Raw genomic sequence first — 18,845 nt, forward strand, 5'->3', positions numbered from 1 at the left:
GCGGCGTCCATCGCAAGGACTACTGGACCCGGGAAATCACTGACAAATGCGACCGCCGGGTGCCCTCGGCGCCCCCTTCACCACGCCAGCTGGGCGATCTCCTCCGCCACCACCGCGCACGCGTCCGCCGCCGGATCGATCAACGGGAAGTGCCCGACCTCCTCCAGCAGCGTCAGCCCCACCGTCTCGCCCGCCTTGGCCGCCGCGTCCACGAACGCCTCGGCGACCGCGTGCGGCACGGTCAGATCGGTGCGTCCCTGTACGACCGCGGTGGCGATACCGGTCGGCAGCAGCGCGGCCGGATCGGCGTACGGGCTCCGCGCGGCGAAGTCCTCTTCCCTCCCCAGGAGTTGCCCCACCGCGCCGGAGCAGACATCCAGCTCCACCGCCGTGCCGAAGTCGGCGATCGGCGCGAGGGCGACGACCCCGCGCAGCGGCGGCGCCGCGGCAAGCCGCCATGGTGACCCCTGCGGCAGTACGTGCCGGGCCGCGGCCCACAGCGCCAGCTGACCGCCCGCGGAGTGCCCGGTGACGACGACCCGTCGCGCATCGGCCTCCGGAAGCGCGACGGCCAGCAGCCCGGGCAGCGCGTCCATCGCCGCGGCGACATCGTCGAACGTCTCCGGCCAACGGCCGGCGACCGGACCGGAACCCCGCTGCTGCGGGAGCTCGCTGCCGCGCCGGTACTCGACGTTGGCGACGGCGAAACCGCGCCGGGCCAGGAAGTCCGCGAACGGCGTCACATGGAGCCGGTCGTACGGCCCCCGCCACGCACCACCGTGCAGGACGACCACGACGGGCGCCCCGGCCCGCCCGTCGCGCGGGGCGTAGAAGTCGATCACCTGGTCGGGATGGTCGCCGTAGGCGGCCGAGGCGTCGGGGGCGACGGCCGGATGCGAGAAGGCCGACTCGGTCTCGACTGCGTCCCGATCACGCGCGGCGGAATCCGACATGCTGCTCCAACCATCCGACAGAGGTGCCCAACTGGCCTGACCAGCGGGGACGGTATCAGCACGCGGTTCCGCGTCCCCACGGGGATTCACCGTGGGGACGCGGCAGGCGTCACACCTCGCCGAGCACCCCGTCGAGCGCCCCGCCCGACACCTCGCTCAGCACCTCACCCAGCACCCGCGCAGCCCGCTCCACATCCGCGAACCCCACGTACAGCGGCGTGAACCCGAACCGCAGCACATCCGGCCGCCGCAGGTCCCCGACCACGCCCCGCGCGATCAGCGCACGCATCACCGGCTCGGTGATGCCCGCGTCCACGCACCGCAACGACACCTGGCTGCCGCGCTCCACATGGGCCTGCGGCGTGACCGGAACGACCACACCCTCCGGCACATACGCCCCGACGCACTCCAGGAAGAAGTCCGTCAGGGCCAGCGACTTGGCCCGTACCGCCTCGACCGGCACCCCGTCCCACACGTCCAGCGCCGCTTCGAGCGCCAGCATGGACAGGATGTCGGGGGTTCCGACCCGGCCGCGTACGGAACCGTCCGCGGGCGCGTACCCGGGATCCATCGCGAACGGGTCGGCGTGCGACGTCCACCCCGGCAGCGGCGAGTCGAAGGCCGCCTGATGCCGCTCGGCGACGTACAGGTACGCGGGCGAACCGGGCCCGCCGTTCAGGTACTTGTACGTACAGCCGACCGCCAGGTCCACGCCGTGCGCGTCCAGGCCCACGGGCAGCGCGCCCGCGCTGTGGCACAGGTCCCAGACGGCGAGGCCGCCCGCCGCGTGCACGGTCGCGGTGAGGCCGGGCAGGTCGTGCAGCCGGCCGGTGCGGAAGTCGACGTGGTTGAGCAGGACGACCGCGGTACGGGGCCCGACCGCGCCGGGTACGTCACCGGGTGCGACGGGGACGAGCCGGTGCCCGGTCATCCGGGCGGCGGACTCGGCTATGTACCCGTCCGTGGGAAAGGTCGTCGCGTCGACCAGGATCTCGTCGCGCCCCTCCGGCGCCAGCCGGCTCGCGGCGACGACGGCCTTGAAGACGTTCACGCTCGTCGAATCGCCGACGACGATCTGTCCGGCGGCCGCCCCGACGAGCGGGGCGATCCGGTCGCCGATCCGCTCGGGCGCGGTCCACCAACCGCTCTCGTCCCAGGACCGGATGCGCAGCTCGCCCCACTCGCGGGTGAGGACCTCCTGCACCCGGGCGGGTACGTGTCGCGGCAGCGCGCCGAGCGAGTTTCCGTCGAGGTACACACCGTCGTCGAGGGTGAACAGCTTGCGCAGATCCGCGAGTTCGTCGGCGGTGTCGAGTGCCGCGGCCCGCGCGGCAAAGGTCTCAGACATGGCTGCGCGCCGTCCAGAGCTCGGGGAACACGTTCTTCGTGGCCCGCTTCTCCAGCCACGCGACCCCGGCGGAGCCGCCGGTACCGGTCTTCGATCCCATCGCGCGCCGGGTGGCGACGAGGTGGTCGTTGCGCCAGCGCCACACCAGTTCGCCGACGTCGGTGAGCGCCTCGCCGAGCCGGACGAGCTCGTCGTACCGCTCGGGGTCGGAGTAGATCTCCGTCCAGACGGCCTCGACCTCGGGGGACGGCTCGTACTTCTGCGTCAGGTCGCGGCCGAGCACGGACTGCGGCACCCGGTGGCCGCGCCGGGCGAGCAGGGCGAGCACCTCGTCGTACAGGCTCGGCTCGGCGAGCGCCTTCTCCAGCTCGGCGTGGACGCGGGGCGCGCCCCGGTGCGGTACGAGCATGGACGCGGACTTGTCGCCGAGCAGGAACTCCATCCGCCGGTACATCGCCGACTGGAAGCCGGAGCCCTCGCCGAGTGCGGCGCGGTAGGAGTTGAACTGGGCGGGGGTGAGCTGGGCGAGCGGCGTCCAGGACGCGTTGAGCGCCTCCAGTTCCCGTACCGACCGCTTCAGCGCATCGCGCGCGACCGGCAGCCGGTCCTCACGCAGGGCGTGCGCCGCGGTCTCCCACTCATGGACGATGACCGTGAACCACAGCTCCATGACCTGGGTGGTGACCAGGAAGACCATCTCGCCCGGGTCGTCGGAGCGCAGGTGCTGGAGGTGGGTCAGGACATCCGCCTGGACGTAGTCCTCGTACGGAGTCGTTCCCGCGAAGTCCAGGTGCGGGGTGTCCGCACCGGTGGCTTCGGGGTCGGGGTGGATCGTCGACATCGCTGTCTCCTCGACACGAGCTTCCGGGTAGCGGTCCGCCCCTTCCGTGAGGTGATGGAGCTCCGGTCCCCTGCCCGCATCCTAAGCGGACCCCGGGGAAACGTGCAGGCCCCGCAGACGGCGGTACGTCTGCGGGGCCCGGATCACCGTCCCGGAGGTCCTAACCCAGGATCTCGGCGGCGGTCGGCGACGAGTCGCGGAGGAACGTCGAGCAGCGCTCGTACTCCTCCTGCTCACCGATCGACTGGGCGGCGCGCGCGAGGGCGTGCAGGGCGCGCAGGAAGCCGCGGTTCGGCTCGTGCTCGAACGGAACGGGCCCGTGGCCCTTCCAGCCGGCCCTGCGCAGTGCGTCGAGGCCACGGTGGTAGCCGGTGCGGGCGTAGGCGTACGACTCGATGACACGGCCGCCCTCGAACGCCTCGTCGGCGAGCTGCGCCCAGGCCAGCGAAGAGGTCGGGTACTTCGCGGCGACATCGGCGGGGGCCGTGCCGTTCGCGAGGAGCTCGCGCGGCTCGGGGTCGTCGGGCAGGTGGGTCGGGGGAGGTCCCCCGAGCAGGTTCTCGTGGATGGACATGGGTTCAAGTGTGCCTGGCACATGCGCGTCGGGGGTAGCCGGGCGTCCTCGGATCGGTCAGGTCCGGCCCGGGTCCCCGTTCTCGTCCCGAGCGGGCTCCAGGGGAGGCGCCGCGACAGCGCAGTGCACGGTGCATTCGGGACGTGCCTTGCTCTTCCGGACCGCGGGCGGTGTCCGTACGGTCGCCCAGGCGATCACCGAGCCCAGCACCATCAGGCCGGCACACATCGGCATGGCCCGCTTGAAGGCCGCTGCGAACTGCCCGGCGTCGCGGTACGCCTCCGGGCCCATCCCGGCGAGCAGCGGCAGCGCGGCCACGGCGATCAGGCCTGCGGCGCGGGCGGCGGCGTTGTTGATCCCGCTGGCCAGCCCGGCCCGGGCGGTGTCGACGGAGGCGAGGACGGTCGAGGTGAGCGGCGCCACCACGGTGACCAGGCCGAGGCCGAGTACGGCGACGGCGGGCAGCACGTGCTGCACGTACGCGGAGACGGTGGCGTCGCCGGGCCCCACCCGCAGCATGAGCAGCATCCCGGCGGCGGCGAACAGCGGCCCGACAGTGAGCGGGATACGGGGCCCGATCCGCTGCCCCAGCTCGCCCGACGAGGCGGAGAACAGCAGCATCAGCACAGTGGTCGGAAGGAGGGCGGTCCCGGCGCCGAGGGCGGAGTACCCCGCCACGACCTGGAGCTGGATGGCGGAGAGGAAGAAGTAGCCACCGAGCGCCGCGTACACACAGAGCGTGACGATATTGACCGCGGTGAACTGCCGGGACCCGAACACCGACGGCGGCAGCATGGGGTTCGCCCGCCGCCGCTCCACCTGCACGAATGCCACCCCGAGCAGGATCCCGCCCACGGCCGCCCCGATCACCGCGGCGGACGCCCCCTGGCCGGGCGCCTCGATCAGCGCATAGGTCACCAGGGCGAGGGCGAGCGCGCCGAGCACGGCCCCCAGGACATCGAAGCGGCCGTGTGCGTGCGGGTTACGCGACTCGGGTACGTGACGCAGCGCGACCGGCACGCAGACGGCGGCCACCGGCACATTGATCAGAAACACCCACCGCCACCCGGGGCCGTCGACGAGCCATCCCCCGACGAACGGCCCGATGGCGGCCCCCACCCCACCGAACCCCGACCACAGCCCGACCGCGCGCGCCCGGTCGTCCGGATGAAAACTTGCCTGGATCAACGCCAGCGACCCGGGGGTGAGGAGCGCCCCGCCCACTCCCTGGAGGGCGCGGGCACCGATCAGAACGGCGGCATTCGGCGCAACGCCGCACAGTAACGAGGCAGTGGCGAACCAGATCACTCCCACGACGAAGACCCGCCGCCGCCCGTAACGGTCCCCGAGCGCCCCACCGAGAAGGATCAGCCCGGCGAGCGTCAGCATGTAGGCGTTGACGGTCCACTGAAGGGCGGCCAGGTCGGTGCCGAGGTCCTTGCCGATGCGGGGCAGGGCGACGTTGATGACGGTGGAGTCGAGCAGGGCCATGCTGGACCCGAGGACGGTGGTCAGGACGACCCAGCGCCCGGGTGCGGAGGCAGCACGGATCTCGCCGGCCGGTGTCTCACCCATGCGAGCAGCATCGCCGCTACGGAGCGCTCCGGCCAGTCCAGGTCCGGCCGGCCCGCCCGTCGCCCGCGCCCGCGCCCGCAGCGCGTGAGCCCTGAGTAATGTGTGCGGAAATGTCCCGGTTCCGGAGATGGATTCCATGGATGACGACGAGACCCGCTCCGCAGGCGCGGGTTCAGGCGCGGGTGCCGGAAGGGGCGCAGATGCGGGCGCAGGCACGGGTCCCGGCCCCCACCGCAGCCGCAGCGCCGCCATCGGCCAGGTGGTACCGAGGACCGCCGTGATCGCCGGCGGCGGAGCGCTGGCGATCTGGGAGCCCGCCTTCACGCTGGGCGCCTACAACGTCGTCTTCTACTACCAACTGCTCACCCTCTGGGCCGTGTCGACCGCCGTGATGCTGACCGCCCTGCTGATGCGCGAACGCGGACCGCGGCACGGCTGGATGTACTGGGCCTGTCTGGCCCTGCCCAGTGTGTGGCTCGTCATCGCCGCCGTGGTGCCCCGCCACAACGGCTGGCCGGACAAGACGCTCTTCCTGGCGGGCGGCATCCTCAGCATCGTCGGCACCCCGCTGCTGGTCTGGGTGCTCCTGCACCTCCTGCTCTTCGGGGAGTCGGAGCTCTCCGGGCGCGAGCGAAGGACGGTCATCGGCGTCGTCGTGGCCGTCGGCGTGCTCGCCTACGGGCTCGGCCAGTTGAACCACGTCTTTCTCACCTGCGGGGACTTCGACATCAGCGGAAACAGCGTCCCCTCCGGTTGCCGGCCGGGACACGCCTCCCCGCTCGGCTGACGCACGGCGCCCGGCAGGGAACGCGTTCACCCTTCGCCGCCGGGCGGGCAGTCGTCCGCTACCTCACGGCCTTCAGCGCCCGCACCAGCGCCTCCACGCCCGCTTCGACCTTGCTCCGCGGGCACCCCACGTTGAGCCGCAGGAACCCCTCGGCCCCGTACACCGCACCCGGCATGATCGCGACCTTCTCGCGCTCGATCAGCACCCGCTGCAGCGCCTCGTCGTCCACACCCAGGGGGCGCAGATCGATCCACGCCAGATAGCCGGCCTGCGGGGGCTGCCAGGACAGTTCGGGGAACGCCGCGTTCAGGCGTTCCGCGACCAGGGCCATGTTCCCGGCCACGTACGCGCGTACCGCGTCCAGCCACGGCCCGCCCTGCCGGTACGCGGCTATGTGCGCGGTGAGCGACAGCACCGCCGGGGAGGCCAGGCCCTCCGCCGTCTCCATGCGGCGCAGGAACTCCGTCCGGTCGGCCGGATCGCCGATGATGCCGTACGAGCCGGTCAGCGCCGGGAAGTTGAAGGACTTGGACGCGGACGAGATCACCGCCCAGCGGGCGTCACCCGCCACCCGCGTCCACGGCACATGCCGGTGGCCGTCGTGCACGAAGTCCGCATGGATCTCGTCGCTGATCACCGCGACCCCGTGGAGCGCGGCCAGAGCGGCCATGTCGACCAGTTCGGGCTCCGTCCACACCCGGCCCGTCGGGTTGTGCGGCGAGCAGAGCACCAGCACCTTCGCGTCGGGGCGCGCCAGTTCCCGTTCCAGCGCCCCGGTGTCCCCCACCGGCACGCCCCGCAGCTCGCGGCCGAGGCCGGTGATCGCCTTGCGGAAGCCGTCGTACGTGGGGGTGTGGACCACCACGCCGTCGCCCTCGGCCGTCCACATCTGGAGGAGCTGCGAGAACTGGCTGAGCACGGACGGGCCGTACACCAGCCGGCCGGTGTCCAGCTCGGTGCCGTACCGGGTCTCGTACCAGTGCGCGATCGCCGACCTGAAGTCGTCGTGCTGCCAGCTGGTGTAGCCGAGCACGCCGTGGTCGAGGCGGGTCCGCAGTGCGGTCAGGACCTCGGGGGCCGTCTCGAAGTCCATGTCGGAGATGGTGAACGGGAGCAGCCCGTCGACACCGAACCGGTCGGCGACCCCGTCCCACTGGACACACCAGGTGCCCCTGCGGTCGATGACGGTGTCGAAGTCATAGCGCGCGTTCGCTTGCACAGTGGGCTCCTCGTGCTCGTTCTCGGACATGCCGTGGGCCCGGCACCCCAGGGAGTACCGGGCCCACGGCCGCCGTTCGTACCTACTACTACTTCAGCTTGGTGCCGGTGGACCGCAGGTTGGCGCAGGCCTCCGTGACGCGCTTGGCCATGCCCGCCTCGGCGGACTTGCCCCAGCTGCGCGGGTCGTAGACCTTCTTGTTGCCGACCTCGCCGTCGACCTTCAGCACGCCGTCGTAGTTGCGGAACACGTGGTCCACGATCGGGCGGGTGAAGGCGTACTGGGTGTCGGTGTCGAGGTTCATCTTCACCACGCCGTTCTCCAGCGCGGTGGCGATCTCCTGCTCGGTGGAGCCGGAGCCGCCGTGGAAGACGAAGTCGAACGGGGACGACTTGCCGTACTTGGCGCCGACGCCCTCCTGGAGGTCCTTGAGGAGCTCGGGACGGAGCACGACGTTGCCCGGCTTGTAGACGCCGTGCACGTTGCCGAAGGAGGCGGCCAGCAGGTAGCGGCCCTTCTCGCCCAGGCCGAGCGCCTCGGCGGTACGCAGCGCGTCGTCGACGGTCGTGTACAGCTCGTCGTTGATCTCGTGGGTGACGCCGTCCTCCTCGCCACCGGTCGGGGTGATCTCGACCTCGAGGATGATCTTGGCGGCGGCGGCCTTGGCCAGCAGCTCCTGGCCGATGGCCAGGTTGTCGGCGAGGGTCTCGGCCGAACCGTCCCACATGTGGGACTGGAACAGCGGGTTCAGGCCCTTGGCGACGCGCTCCGCGGAGATGTCGAGCAGCGGACGTACGTAACCGTCCAGCTTGTCCTTGGGGCAGTGGTCGGTGTGCAGCGCGACCGTGACGTCGTACTTGGCGGCGACGATGTGCGCGAACTCGGCGAGGGCGACGGCGCCCGTGACCATGTCCTTGTTGTGCTGGCCGCCCAGGAACTCCGCCCCACCGGTGGAGATCTGGACGATGCCGTCGCTCTCCGCCTCCGCGAAGCCGCGCAGTGCAGCGTGCAGGGTCTGGGTCGACGTCACATTGATGGCCGGGTAGGCGAACTTGCCTGCCTTCGCCCGGTCGAGCATCTCGGCGTAGACCTCGGGGGTTGCGATGGGCATCTGTCCGCTCCTTGGGATGTGCGGGTGTGCGTTGCTGGTTCCCTGACCTGGGGGCGACGTCATCGTCGACCCCATCTTCCCAGACTCTCGCTTCGGCTCCACCCGGCGTACTCCCTCAACGTTCCGGCCGGGGAACTGAAGGCATACGACAAGGGCGGACGGTTTCACGTGAAACCGTCCACCCTCGAAGAAAATCGCAGGTCAGGCCAGCGATCAGGCCAGGTCGAGGTCCGCCACCGTATAGGCGTGGACGTACGGGAGACCGGCCTCGGCAATGGCCGGAGCGGCACCCCGCTCCACGATCGTGGCGACGGCGACGACTTCGCCACCGGCCTCACGCACCGCCTCGACGGCCGTCAGCGGCGAACCGCCGGTGGTCGAGGTGTCCTCGACCACCAGACAACGGCGGCCCTTCACGTCCGTGCCCTCGATCCGGCGCTGCATGCCGTGCGCCTTCTGCGCCTTGCGGACGACGAACGCGTCCAGGGTCTTCCCGCGCGCGGCGGAGGCGTGCAGCATCGACGTGGCCACCGGGTCGGCGCCCAGCGTCAGCCCGCCCACGCAGTCGTAGTCCAGCTCGGCGGTCTCGTCGAGCATGACCTGACCGACCATCGGAGCGGCCGTGCCGTCCAGCGTGATGCGACGCAGGTCGATGTACCAGTCGGCTTCCAGACCCGAGGAGAGGGTCACCTTGCCGTGCACCACGGCCTTGTCCTTGATCTGCTGGAGCAGCTCAGCGCGTACGTCAGTCATGGCTACGAGCTTAAGGGCTGTCCCGGAGGGCGTGTCCGGCTCAGAGCCTGCGCCAGCTCCAGGTCGTCGCGATCTCCAGCGGCTCGATCGGGGTCACATACCGGGGCGCGGTGTTCAGTCCGTTCGGCGGGCCCGACTGCGGCTCCACGCAGACCGCCTCGGCCTGTTCGTCGTAGACGACGACCCACTCGGCCCGGCTCTTCACCTTCAACTCCATTTGCTCCGGCCAGGTGAGCGTCACGTCGACCCCGTCGGGCATCCCGAAGCAGTCGTCCCACGGGCCGGGCATGACCGGGATCCGGCGACCGGTCGGCAGATGGTCCTCGCCCCGCTCCTCCTGCCAGGCGGCGTCGAAAGCGATCTGTACGTCGCCGCCGGTGCCGAGGTTCCGCAGGAACCACGGGTGCCAGCCCGCCTGCGCCGGGAACGAGTCCCCGTACGTCTCGATGCCGAACGCGACCGTGAGTGAGTCCTCGGCCAGTTCGAAGGTCTGGGTCACCCGGCCCGGATACGGCCACGGCTCGGCGAGGTCGTAGTAGAACGCGGCCTGGGACTCGCCCGCCTTGGCGGTGCGCCAGGCCGTGTCGCGGCCGGTGCCGTGAATGGCGTGCGGCGGAGAGCTCAGAGGCAGCTGATGAGGCACATCGCCGTTGAGGAAGTGGCCGTACCCGGTCCGCCCGCACCACGGCACCATCGGGAAGCAGCCGTACCGCTCCCCCTGCCGCAGCAGCTCGGTACCGCCGATCCGGAGGCTGCTGATCCGGCAGCCGTTGGCGGGGTTTACGGTCAACTCGGTGTCGCCGACGGACAGCCGGACGTTCTTCTCGCTACTGCTCACACGACGACACTACTGGCGCCGCTACCTCCGGCGCCGCAGCGCCCGGCCCACCACGACCGCGGAGGCGAGCGCGAGGGCGGCCGCCGGGGCCACCCAGCGCAGGGTGGCGCCCGCGGTGGTCGAGTCGGGCGACGGCACGGGGGCGTAGCGCCCGCGCGGCGGCGCGTGGTCGACCTCCTCGGCACTGCGCCCGATCATCGTCCGCCGGGCGTGCGCGGCCTCGGCGGGCGGTTCGTCGGGGACGGTGAACTCCATGTCCGCGACGGGGTCGAGCGACGGCGGGGGGACGGGCGCGTCGAATACCGAACCGGTACCGGGCAGCGAGCCGGCGGCACCGTCCTGAGCGGGCCCGTTCTCGGGGGACTCTTCGGAACCGCCCTCGGGGGCAGCCTCGGGGAACTCCCCCACCGTCGTCTCGTCCGCCGTCTCCGCGGCCTCCTCGATCGCCCGGTCCACGGCTTCGTCGACGGCCAGGTCCACGACCGCCCCGGCCGGCCCGTCGGACTCGCCCGCCGATCCGTCGGCAGCCGGTCCGTGGGACGCCAGCGTCTCCGTCACCAGCTGCTGCGTGAAGCGGTCCAGCAGCCGGTGGGCCGCCGTGAGCGTCGCCTCGTGTTCCAGTTCCACGATGCGGCCCTCGCCGCCCGCCGTGCCCGTGAAGCCGATCGTCGTACCGCCGTCCGTCTCCGTCAGGCGGATCGTCAGTGCGAGCTTCGCCGAGCCGCTGCCCCGCGCCTCGACGCCCTCGCCCTCCACAGAGATCCCGGCCCCGTCCGGCAGCGCGGCCGAAGTCAGCGTGCCGCGGTATGTGATCGTGTGGCTACCGATCCGGATCTTGAGCCGGCCGGACAGGGGGCCCGCGGACGCGTCGGCGTCCTGCTGGAGGCCCGGTACACAGCGCGCGACCCGGGCAGGATCGCCCAGCGTCCGCCGAAGGGACGGGACCGGAACCGGAACGAACACCTCATGCTCCATGGAAACCGAGCCTACTCAGGCCCGGCCGCCCCGTCAGCGCTTCCGCACCCGGAAGCGGCACTCAGCACCCAAGACCTCCCCCGCCCCCTCACGGCTCCTCCCAGTACCGCGGGTGCACCAGCGTCGACGGCGCCTGCTCCGGCAGCCGCCCCCGCTGCGCGTACCGGGCCGCGCCCGCCAGTACCCCTTCCGTCAGGGAGCGGAGCTTCGGTGCCCGGGGGGACAGGCCCAGCGCCGGGGCTCGCGGCCCCGGGCGGGCGAGGACGAAGCCCCAGCCGTGCGGGGCCTTCGCTCGGTCCGTCGTGCGGTCCGGGTCCGCCGCGCAGCCGGTGCGGCGGCCGCTGATGCCGTACGGGCGGGTGCTCAGGCCCGCCGCCCGTACGGATGCCTCGACCGTCCAGAACGTACGCGGCCGGGTGTCCGGCGGCCCCCCGTGCACCACCAGGCGGCCGCCCGGGGCCAGGGCCTCGGCGATCAGGCCGTAGAACTCCGCGGAGTACAGCTTCGTGCTCGCCGTGATGCCGGGGTCGGGCAGATCGGAGATCACCACGTCGTAGCCGCCGTGCCCCGCCCGCAGCCAGTTGAACGCGTCCGCCGTCACGGCCGTCAGCCGCGGGTCGCGGTACGCGTGCGCGTTCAGCGCGGAGAGCGCCGGGTCCGTACGGGCCAGTCGGGTGACGCCGGGGTCGATCTCGACGAGCGTGACGCTCCGTACGTCCGGGTAGCGCAGCACCTCGCGTGCGGCCAGACCGTCGCCGCCGCCCAGGATCAGCACCCGCGCGTGGCGCCCGTCCATCGCCGGGTGGACCAGCGCCTCGTGGTACCGGTACTCGTCCCGGGCGCTGACCCGCAGCCGCCCGTCCAGATAGAGGTCCAGGGAGCTGCGGCCCGTCCCGGTGAGGACCACCTCCTGCACATCGGTCTGCACAGCGACCCGCACCTCGTCCCCGTACACCGCGCGCCGCGCCGCCCGCTCGAAGTCGTCGGCCAGGACCGTGGCGGTGGCCAGCAGGGCGATCACCGACACATTGACGAGGATCAGCAGCCACCGCGAGCGCGGGGTGAGGTCCCGGCGGAACACCCACAGCACCAGCGCCCCGCCCGCTGCCGCGTTGACCATGCCGGTGAGCAGCGCCCCGGTGAGCTGGCCGAGGACCGGCAGCAGCAGGAAGGGGAACGCCAGTCCGCCGACGAGCGCCCCCACATAGTCGGCGGCGAACAGGTCCGCGACCGTCCCGCCCGCGTCCTGCCGGTCGACGCGCTGGATCAGGGTCATCAGCAACGGGATCTCCGCACCGATGAGGACGCCTATCGCGAGCGAGAACCCGACCAGCGCGAACCGGGACTCCCCGATCCAGGCGAACGACGCGTACAGCACGAGCGCGGAGGAGCCACCGATCAGTGCGAGCCCCGCCTCGATCAGCCCGAAGCCCACTGCCGCGTGGCTGCGCAACCGTTTCGCGAGCAGCGAGCCGATGCCCATCGCGAAGACCATCACGGACAGCACGACGGAGGCCTGGGTGACGGAGTCTCCGATCAAGTAGGAAGCGACCGCGACCAGTTCGAGCTCGTACACCAGTCCGCAGGCGGCGCAGACGAACACGGCGGCCAGCACGAGGAGCCGGCCGGTCCGCGGCCGCACGGGGATTCGCGCCGCGCCCCCTCGCAGCGACACCTGCTGGTCGATCATGGTGCGAACGCTACGTCACGACGGCGTCGCCACCTGTCACCCACACGGGTGCAAGTGCCGCATGCCCAACGGAGTTTGGACAATCAGTGAGCCACCGCCGGCATCCGCACGCCCACGCGGGTGCGGGTCACCACCAGCTGACCCTCCTGCGGGTACGCATGCCAGGTGCGCCACCGCACCTGGCCTTCCGTCCGCTGCGCGAGCATGGCGGTGAAGGCGTGCGGACTGCCGGGAAACGTCCCGGCGAGGCCCTGCGGATGGTCGGTCACCAGCGCGAGGAGTTCCTGCGCACGCCCCGCGAAGGAGTCCGCGGAGAGCGTCTCGACACGCGCCGCGAATTCGTACTCCCACTCCCCGAGCCGTTTGGCGACTCCGAGCGGCAGCGGTGTGCTGCTGCCGGGGATACAGGCCACCGTCTCGGAGCAGCTGCCGCCGTCCTCCTCGAGAAGCACCTGATGGGAGGCGCCGAGCAGGCGCAGTTGCAGTTGGGCACCGCCGAGCTGGAGATCGAGCACGGCCAGGGCGGGGAGCGGTTCACGCCCCAGCGCCCAGGCCAGGTCGGCAGCACGGGTGTCGGAATAGGCCGTCTGGAGGGTCGTGAGCATGGGTCGGCTCCGCAAAACACGCGTGGACACATGGACAGGGGACGCCCCCGTGGCGACATACGTGGGAGGTGGGGAGCGCCCGATCAGGTCCAACTGGGGTCCGAGGGCTGGATGTTCTCTCCAACGAGGGAATCACGAAGTGCGACGATCCACAGCATTTTTGCCCAACTTGCCGTGGTTTCCATCCCCTCGGGGGCCCTACGGTTCAGGTGTTCACCGGGCACGCGCTGCCTGACCCAACAAAAAGGTGCCCGGCGGGAGTTCACCCGCCGGGCACCCGGTGACGCGGACCAGCTGCCCCGTGTCAGCTGCCTCCGCCGCATCCGCCCCCGCCGCCGCACGACGAACCACCACCGCACGAGGAACCGCCCCCGCACGAGTGACCACCGGAGTCACCACCGGAGTGACCGCCCGAGTGACTGCTGCCTCCGCAGGACGCGCCGCCGCCGCCGTCGCCGGCACTACGGCGCCCGGAGCGCCGGGAGGACAACGACTTGCTGCTGTTCGCCGACCGCCACATCGCGACGACGCAGCAGATCACAACGATCCCGGCCACCACCCAGAAGAAAGCCACCGCCCTCACGCCCTTCCGTCCCCCGAAGCGAGGTCCCCCGCTTCATGTTCCTTCCGCTACTTGCGTGAGTGGGGGATGCCCCCGGCCCCGCGGAGCCAAAGCAGACTTGAGCAACTTCAGAGGGTTCTATCGAGAAAACGGCCCCTGACCTGCACGTAAGCGCAGGTCAGGGGCCGCCCGGGGCTCACTGGGCCGTCTGTGGGCCGTGATCTTCCCCGAAGATGCGCTGAAACACCGAGTCGATGGCGCGGCGGGCGCGCTCACGGCTGTCAGGCATCAGGTGGGAGTACACCCGCAGCGTCAGTCCCGGATCGGCATGCCCCATGTACTCGCTGACGGCCTTGATGTTCTCGCCCGCGTCCAGCAACGCGGAAGCGTAGAAGTGTCGCAGGGCGTGCATGCCGTGCTCGCGCGCTGACTCGTACTTGCCGTTCTCATCCACCGCTTCGGGGATGAGCCCGGCTGCCGCGAGAGCAGGCTTCCACTCCTTGCCGTTGAAGTTGTTCCGCCACACCATGCCCCCTTGCTCAGCCGTGAAGATCAGCCGGAAGGACACCTTCGGACCCTCCGGTGTGTCCCACGGCAACGTGATCTCCACGGGCTTGAAGGCGTCCATATGCGCTCTCAGGGATTCCGCCACGTAGTCGGGCAGCGGCACATCCCGCGTCTTGCCGCCCTTGGGGAGAGCGAACACCGGGTGCCCTTCCACGTGCTTGATCTGCCGAACCACACGAAGCGTGCGCCCGTCGACGTCGATGGGGCCAGCGAAAACCCAGGCGGCAAGACTCGGTATCAAGACCAGGAAGACACAGCCGTTTTCGTCGCCTCCCTCTCGAAGTCCTGCCCTAGAGCTCCGGATGTCCTCCGGAGGTATCGGCTCTACCGGCGAAGCACGCGAGCACCGCACCGTCCGAGATCTACAACGTGAGCGCCATCGAAACGAGAGCGGCAAGGAGGAAAAGACACACCGTGAGCCCAAATGTGAACATCTCCGGAAATCCAAGAGTAATCACCCTCCCGATCCCCTTCCCCTCTCCTCGGGGCTCCCCCCTTCTCCTCATCAACTCGAGGGCCACCGAGTCCCTTTTCCGTCTCCCAACAAAAGAAACGTCAAGGGCATCGACAGGAATTTGACCATGACTTCTTGTATTTATTACAAGACTACACTTCCCGCCACACGACAAGATTTCCGCATACGGGATGGTATATCTACTGAAAGCATTATTGACACAGACCTCGCCCTCTTCGAACTTCACGTATGGATTAAGGTAGAGGCGCCATATGATGTACATCACAAGCGGCATCGGCGCAAGCATCCAAAATCGCCGATCCCACGACAGGTCTCCGCCCCACTGGCTAATGAATTCCAAACCAATGATTCCAATTTGGCCAGAAGTGGCCAGAAAAACCTTGCTGAGTCTTCTAATCTTCACGATGACTTGCCCCTCGAAGTCTCGACATAACTCTCACATGCGGACACATCAACACCGCGCTGACCAACGGCGACCGGGAACACTCACCGGGTCATGCGAGAGACGATGCTTGTGTGATCAGCGGCGGGTAGTGCCGGCCTGGCGCAGCTCGGCCAGGGGCTCAGCTCGGTAGGCCTCTGCGGGAGACCCGCCGACAAGGGACTATCCAGCCGGCCATGTCGGTTCCTTCGCGTGCTCTCCACCGGTCTGGCTGATCGTCTCAGCGGCCCCCGCGCATGGAGACGGCTCAGGTGCGGTTCAGAGCCATGAACACATACTCGACCTGTCCGGGAGGGGCGGCAATGAGCACGTCACCCTCTGAAGAGGTGCACTCAATGACCATGTACCGGATGGAGGCATTGACCTCGCGCCCATCGCCCGTGGACGCTTCCCGCACCCCTGCCACCTGCAGATCGGCAGCCAGCGCGCGCATCTCTCCTCGTCTGGGCTCCCAGGTCCACGATCCCGAGTCGATCACGAAATGTCCGATTGTCCATCGGGTCATCTGTGAACTCTTCACGTAGCAGTGGATCTTGATCTGCCTCCCGTCGACGAGGCTTCTTGCGAGCCGTCGCTGGCCCCAGCGGAAGAGCCGACCGGCCAGGATTACGCCGAGCAAAACCCCTGCTATGAGCAACTTCAGCGTATCCATGCGCGCATTCAAGCAGACAACCTTGGTTTTCAGGTCGTCCGTACGGCGATTACCGCTGCCGTGACCTGCAGTTACAGACGTGATGATCTTGTGGCGGCCGGTGTGATCACGGCAGTCGGAGCCGTCTTGGACGGTGCCGTTCATCGGCCTGAGTCCACGCCGTCTCGTGGACCAGTTCCACGTGGTCGCTCTGGATATACCTCTGGAGGCCGACCTCGCGAGGGTCCAACGGCTCCTGGAACATGGCGAGTCTAGGGGGTGGTGGGAGTTCGAGGGGGATGCGTAACCCGCGCGTGGAGGGCAACTCGGGAGTCGGCCTGACATCCGCAGCTGACATCAACGACGGCGGACAGTGGTGGAAGTGGACGTACGGGGATCCACTCACCCGTCAGGCCCGAGGTCGCTCTCCGCAGGCCGAGATCAGCCCCGCGATAGAACTCCTAAAGCGAGTGTCGGCCCACCCGGCTCTGGCCGGGTCAGGGGGCCAAACGGGGGGCCAAAGACAGCAACCTTCCTCGTACTCCCATGGACAGAGCCTTGCGCGCCAGTCCAAGTCAAACGGCCGGCACCCAAGGTCACTTGAGCCCGCGATCGCGTTCGGGACGAAGAGGTCGTCGACAGGTGCGCGCGGCCAACCTGGACGGCGACTTCCGCGGCGCCTCAGAACTCCTAACACAATGTGGAGTGCGCCGTCCTGTGACCGCGTTGCTCGCGTGCGTGAAATCGTGAACCTCAACCATGGTGCTGCCACGGTGATTTGCTGGCACAGGCGAACGGCTGGGCGAGTGCGGCTCGCCGCCTCGTCAGGAGCCGGACGGGCACGGTGGGAGATGGCGCGCGACGACTGCGCGCATCCCGTCGACGTCCGCTCCGTCACGCAGCCCGCGCTTCGGCAGCAGGGTCATTCCTCCCACCGTGTCGTCGATGACCAGTACGAAGAGGTTCACCGTCTCGATGTAGTGGCGGAACGACGCCCAGGGGATCCTGGTCTCTGCGAACGCCGTGGCGCCGTATACGCCGTCGTCGTCCGCCCGCATGGTGTACCCGCCCTGGGCGCGCGCGTACCTGGTCATCTGTCGCACTCGGTACTGATGGTGCACCCACCCGACCGCGAGGCTCCCCAGCACTGCCACCAGGACTGGCACGAGCACTGCCACCAGGCCAGGCATGGCCGCCGCTGCGGTCATGCCCTTGGGCACCTCGAGCATCAGGAGAACAACGAGAACGGCCACCGTGATCAACCCGGCGATCAATGGAAGACGCCACAGTGCGGCGGGACTGGTCCGTGTCCGCGCACGCAATGCCTCGGCCATCTCGGCCCGGGTCGGCAGATAGGCCAGCTCGACCCAGTCCGGCCCCGGTGCCGTCTCCCGTTCCTCGTTCTCCATGGAGCGGCATCGTAATGGCGTCCGGCGGACCGCCCAGGCGCGGGGCTCCCGGACGCCGTGCGTCACCCTGTCGGTCAGAATGCGGCGAGCCGCCTCCAGCAGATGAGCGCGCATCCGACCATGGGCAGCATTCTGAGCCGAGCCCGGACCGAGAGGCAGCCACGTTGGGCAGATCCGTGACCCATGTGCCCGAGACCGCGTACGGGCTGCTGCTCGTTTTCAGCAATCCGGATCACTGCCCGAGGCCAACTTGTGGCCAGGGAGTTTGCGCCGCTCTGCCTCGGCGGACTGACTGAGTTGGCGTGCGCGCGCCGGTCTCAGTTGCGGTCTCGATAGCCGACCGATCCGGAGCGGTCCGCCACCGTCCGTGACAGTACGAATCACCCCCTGACCAGCCATGCGGGCAACGCGGCGGACGACGGCGGGCACCTGCGGAGCGAGATCGGACAACTCGTAATGCCTAGGTCTCGGGTTCGAGTCCCGAAGGCGGCTCAGAGGAACCCCAGGACTCACTCACCGTGACCTGGGACTTTTGCTCTTGTCGGACGCGGCGTCGTCCTCGCCCTGTCCGCGATGTGCCCTGATACGTTCCCGTCCGGGCCTGGACCCGGCGGCGACCGGGCCTGAATCGTTTGCTTGGATCAGCTGCATGACGGACTGGTCCCGGCTCAACCACGCCTACGGCACCGCCCAAGACATTCCCAGCCTCCTCGACGCCATGAGCCCGGATCCGCAGGACGCCGGGTGGGACGCGCTGTGGTCCCGCCTGTGCCATCAGGGCACGGTCTACTCGGCCAGCTATGCGGCACTCCCCGCATTCGCCGATACGGCCCGCCAGTGGTCAGCCACGGAGCGAAGGGCGCCGCTCTATCTGGCCGGCGCCATCGTCGCCAGCATCGACCGACCCGACAGCGGAGAAGACCCCTACCTGTCCCACCCGGCCGCGATCGCCGAGTTGCGCGGGCTGACCGAGGAAGCCCTGCAGGACCCCGGGCTGACCGGAGACCCCCTCAACTACGTCCAGCTGCTGGGGACCCTCCTCAGCTTCGAGGGCGTCGAGGTCTGGGGCGAGCAGATCGACGGACTCAACGGCGAGGAGTACGAACTGCCCTGCCCCGCCTGCGAGACGGAGAACTTCGTCGTCTTCGGCGAGCACGGCTACTTCTCGACCACGGACGACATGTACATGCGACACACGCCCGCCAAGCAGCTCCCCCTCCAGCCACAGGACCCCTCGGTCATGCAGGGCCTGGCCAGAAGGCTGCACGCGCGCATGGTCACGGACGGCCACCCTGACCTCGCGCTCAAGCTGACCTACGTCTTCGGCAGGGCTCAGTGCGCGGACTGCGGCATGCCCTTCAGCGTTGAGGAGGCCGTCGTCACCCGATGGGGCGCCTGACACGCCGTCCGCTGAGCCGATCCGGAAAGGCGCTCGGGTTCAGCCCGATGAGGGAGTCCGCGCGCCGGTCTCATTTGTGGTCTCGATAGGC

General features: G+C 69.7%; 18 protein-coding genes. 2 read left to right on the plus strand and 16 right to left on the minus strand.

The genetic code is table 11. The features are described 5' to 3' along the window. Nucleotides 1-77: 77 nt before the first annotated feature. From OHA88_RS22960 to OHA88_RS22980, 5 genes are all read right to left on the minus strand, one after another. Nucleotides 78-953, minus strand: coding sequence for an alpha/beta hydrolase family protein (locus OHA88_RS22960; RefSeq protein WP_326814762.1), 876 nt, complete (start codon nt 951-953; stop codon nt 78-80). Nucleotides 954-1,062: 109 nt separating this feature from the next. Then, nucleotides 1,063-2,301 carry a kynureninase gene (gene kynU / locus OHA88_RS22965; protein ID WP_328626881.1) on the minus strand — a complete coding sequence of 413 codons (1,239 nt, stop codon included), beginning with the start codon at nt 2,299-2,301 and terminating at the stop codon, nt 1,063-1,065. Further along, nucleotides 2,294-3,142 (minus strand): tryptophan 2,3-dioxygenase family protein, encoded by an 849-nt coding sequence (locus OHA88_RS22970; RefSeq protein ID WP_267003656.1) that lies wholly within the window; start codon nt 3,140-3,142, stop codon nt 2,294-2,296. Before OHA88_RS22970 ends, kynU begins: the two co-directional genes overlap by 8 nt. 160 nt (nt 3,143-3,302) lie before the next feature. Continuing rightward, nucleotides 3,303-3,716 carry a DUF3151 domain-containing protein gene (locus tag OHA88_RS22975; protein ID WP_030977723.1) on the minus strand — a complete coding sequence of 138 codons (414 nt, stop codon included), beginning with the start codon at nt 3,714-3,716 and terminating at the stop codon, nt 3,303-3,305. Between the two features lie 57 nt (nt 3,717-3,773). Continuing rightward, nucleotides 3,774-5,291, minus strand: coding sequence for an MFS transporter (locus tag OHA88_RS22980; protein ID WP_328626882.1), 1,518 nt, complete (start codon nt 5,289-5,291; stop codon nt 3,774-3,776). 136 nt (nt 5,292-5,427) lie between these two features. Here OHA88_RS22980 and OHA88_RS22985 point away from each other — a divergent pair, with 136 nt between their 5' ends. Next, nucleotides 5,428-6,078 carry a hypothetical protein gene (locus OHA88_RS22985; RefSeq protein WP_328626883.1) on the plus strand — a complete coding sequence of 217 codons (651 nt, stop codon included), beginning with the start codon at nt 5,428-5,430 and terminating at the stop codon, nt 6,076-6,078. Between the two features lie 58 nt (nt 6,079-6,136). On the opposite strand, the gene OHA88_RS22990 is transcribed toward OHA88_RS22985, so the two are convergent. The 11 genes from OHA88_RS22990 to OHA88_RS23040 all read right to left on the minus strand — a co-directional run bounded on the left by OHA88_RS22990 (nt 6,137) and on the right by OHA88_RS23040 (nt 17,355). Next, nucleotides 6,137-7,327, minus strand: coding sequence for a MalY/PatB family protein (locus tag OHA88_RS22990; protein WP_328626884.1), 1,191 nt, complete (start codon nt 7,325-7,327; stop codon nt 6,137-6,139). Between the two features lie 58 nt (nt 7,328-7,385). Then, on the minus strand, nt 7,386-8,408 hold the full coding sequence (gene fbaA / locus OHA88_RS22995; protein ID WP_326604963.1) for a class II fructose-bisphosphate aldolase: 1,023 nt from the start codon (nt 8,406-8,408) through the stop codon (nt 7,386-7,388). A gap of 213 nt (nt 8,409-8,621) precedes the next feature. Next, nucleotides 8,622-9,161: an orotate phosphoribosyltransferase gene (pyrE, locus tag OHA88_RS23000; protein WP_267003667.1), complete on the minus strand. Its 540-nt coding sequence runs from the start codon at nt 9,159-9,161 to the stop codon at nt 8,622-8,624. Nucleotides 9,162-9,201: 40 nt separating this feature from the next. Continuing rightward, the gene (locus tag OHA88_RS23005; RefSeq protein WP_328626885.1) at nt 9,202-9,999 is read right to left on the minus strand and encodes an aldose epimerase family protein; all 798 of its coding nucleotides are present in this window, start codon (nt 9,997-9,999) and stop codon (nt 9,202-9,204) included. 21 nt (nt 10,000-10,020) lie between these two features. Beyond that, complete coding sequence (locus tag OHA88_RS23010) at nt 10,021-10,974, minus strand: SRPBCC domain-containing protein (protein ID WP_328626886.1); 954 nt, start codon at nt 10,972-10,974, stop codon at nt 10,021-10,023. 88 nt (nt 10,975-11,062) lie between these two features. Beyond that, nucleotides 11,063-12,664 carry a polyamine aminopropyltransferase gene (locus OHA88_RS23015; RefSeq protein ID WP_328626887.1) on the minus strand — a complete coding sequence of 534 codons (1,602 nt, stop codon included), beginning with the start codon at nt 12,662-12,664 and terminating at the stop codon, nt 11,063-11,065. Between the two features lie 83 nt (nt 12,665-12,747). Next, nucleotides 12,748-13,269 carry a DUF2617 family protein gene (locus tag OHA88_RS23020; RefSeq protein ID WP_267003675.1) on the minus strand — a complete coding sequence of 174 codons (522 nt, stop codon included), beginning with the start codon at nt 13,267-13,269 and terminating at the stop codon, nt 12,748-12,750. A gap of 758 nt (nt 13,270-14,027) precedes the next feature. Beyond that, the gene (locus OHA88_RS23025; protein ID WP_443044280.1) at nt 14,028-14,573 is read right to left on the minus strand and encodes a tyrosine-type recombinase/integrase; all 546 of its coding nucleotides are present in this window, start codon (nt 14,571-14,573) and stop codon (nt 14,028-14,030) included. Between the two features lie 187 nt (nt 14,574-14,760). Further along, entirely contained in the window at nt 14,761-15,276 is a 516-nt protein-coding gene (locus tag OHA88_RS23030; RefSeq protein WP_328626888.1) for a hypothetical protein, read from the minus strand. A gap of 286 nt (nt 15,277-15,562) precedes the next feature. Beyond that, a complete protein-coding gene (locus tag OHA88_RS23035; protein ID WP_328626889.1) occupies nt 15,563-16,111 on the minus strand; it encodes a hypothetical protein in 549 nt (182 codons plus the stop codon). 659 nt (nt 16,112-16,770) lie between these two features. After that, nucleotides 16,771-17,355 (minus strand): YcxB family protein, encoded by a 585-nt coding sequence (locus tag OHA88_RS23040; RefSeq protein WP_328626890.1) that lies wholly within the window; start codon nt 17,353-17,355, stop codon nt 16,771-16,773. A 649-nt stretch (nt 17,356-18,004) separates the two neighbouring features. Between OHA88_RS23040 and OHA88_RS23045 the strand changes: the two genes are divergently transcribed. Further along, nucleotides 18,005-18,754: a hypothetical protein gene (locus OHA88_RS23045; RefSeq protein WP_328626891.1), complete on the plus strand. Its 750-nt coding sequence runs from the start codon at nt 18,005-18,007 to the stop codon at nt 18,752-18,754. The last annotated feature ends 91 nt before the right edge of the window (nt 18,755-18,845 follow it).

The sequence above is a fragment of the Streptomyces sp. NBC_00353 genome (assembly GCF_036108815.1).
GTDB lineage: Bacteria > Actinomycetota > Actinomycetes > Streptomycetales > Streptomycetaceae > Streptomyces.

Coding starts and splice junctions, on each gene's coding strand:
- OHA88_RS22960 (WP_326814762.1), bottom strand. CDS start 953: ATGTCGGATTCCGCCGCGCGTGATCGGGACGCAGTCGAGACCGAGTCG.
- kynU (WP_328626881.1), bottom strand. CDS start 2,301: ATGTCTGAGACCTTTGCCGCGCGGGCCGCGGCACTCGACACCGCCGAC.
- OHA88_RS22970 (WP_267003656.1), bottom strand. CDS start 3,142: ATGTCGACGATCCACCCCGACCCCGAAGCCACCGGTGCGGACACCCCG.
- OHA88_RS22975 (WP_030977723.1), bottom strand. CDS start 3,716: ATGTCCATCCACGAGAACCTGCTCGGGGGACCTCCCCCGACCCACCTG.
- OHA88_RS22980 (WP_328626882.1), bottom strand. CDS start 5,291: ATGGGTGAGACACCGGCCGGCGAGATCCGTGCTGCCTCCGCACCCGGG.
- OHA88_RS22985 (WP_328626883.1), top strand. CDS start 5,428: ATGGATGACGACGAGACCCGCTCCGCAGGCGCGGGTTCAGGCGCGGGT.
- OHA88_RS22990 (WP_328626884.1), bottom strand. CDS start 7,327: ATGTCCGAGAACGAGCACGAGGAGCCCACTGTGCAAGCGAACGCGCGC.
- fbaA (WP_326604963.1), bottom strand. CDS start 8,408: ATGCCCATCGCAACCCCCGAGGTCTACGCCGAGATGCTCGACCGGGCG.
- pyrE (WP_267003667.1), bottom strand. CDS start 9,161: ATGACTGACGTACGCGCTGAGCTGCTCCAGCAGATCAAGGACAAGGCC.
- OHA88_RS23010 (WP_328626886.1), bottom strand. CDS start 10,974: ATGGAGCATGAGGTGTTCGTTCCGGTTCCGGTCCCGTCCCTTCGGCGG.
- OHA88_RS23015 (WP_328626887.1), bottom strand. CDS start 12,664: ATGATCGACCAGCAGGTGTCGCTGCGAGGGGGCGCGGCGCGAATCCCC.
- OHA88_RS23020 (WP_267003675.1), bottom strand. CDS start 13,269: ATGCTCACGACCCTCCAGACGGCCTATTCCGACACCCGTGCTGCCGAC.
- OHA88_RS23035 (WP_328626889.1), bottom strand. CDS start 16,111: ATGAACGGCACCGTCCAAGACGGCTCCGACTGCCGTGATCACACCGGC.
- OHA88_RS23040 (WP_328626890.1), bottom strand. CDS start 17,355: ATGGAGAACGAGGAACGGGAGACGGCACCGGGGCCGGACTGGGTCGAG.
- OHA88_RS23045 (WP_328626891.1), top strand. CDS start 18,005: ATGACGGACTGGTCCCGGCTCAACCACGCCTACGGCACCGCCCAAGAC.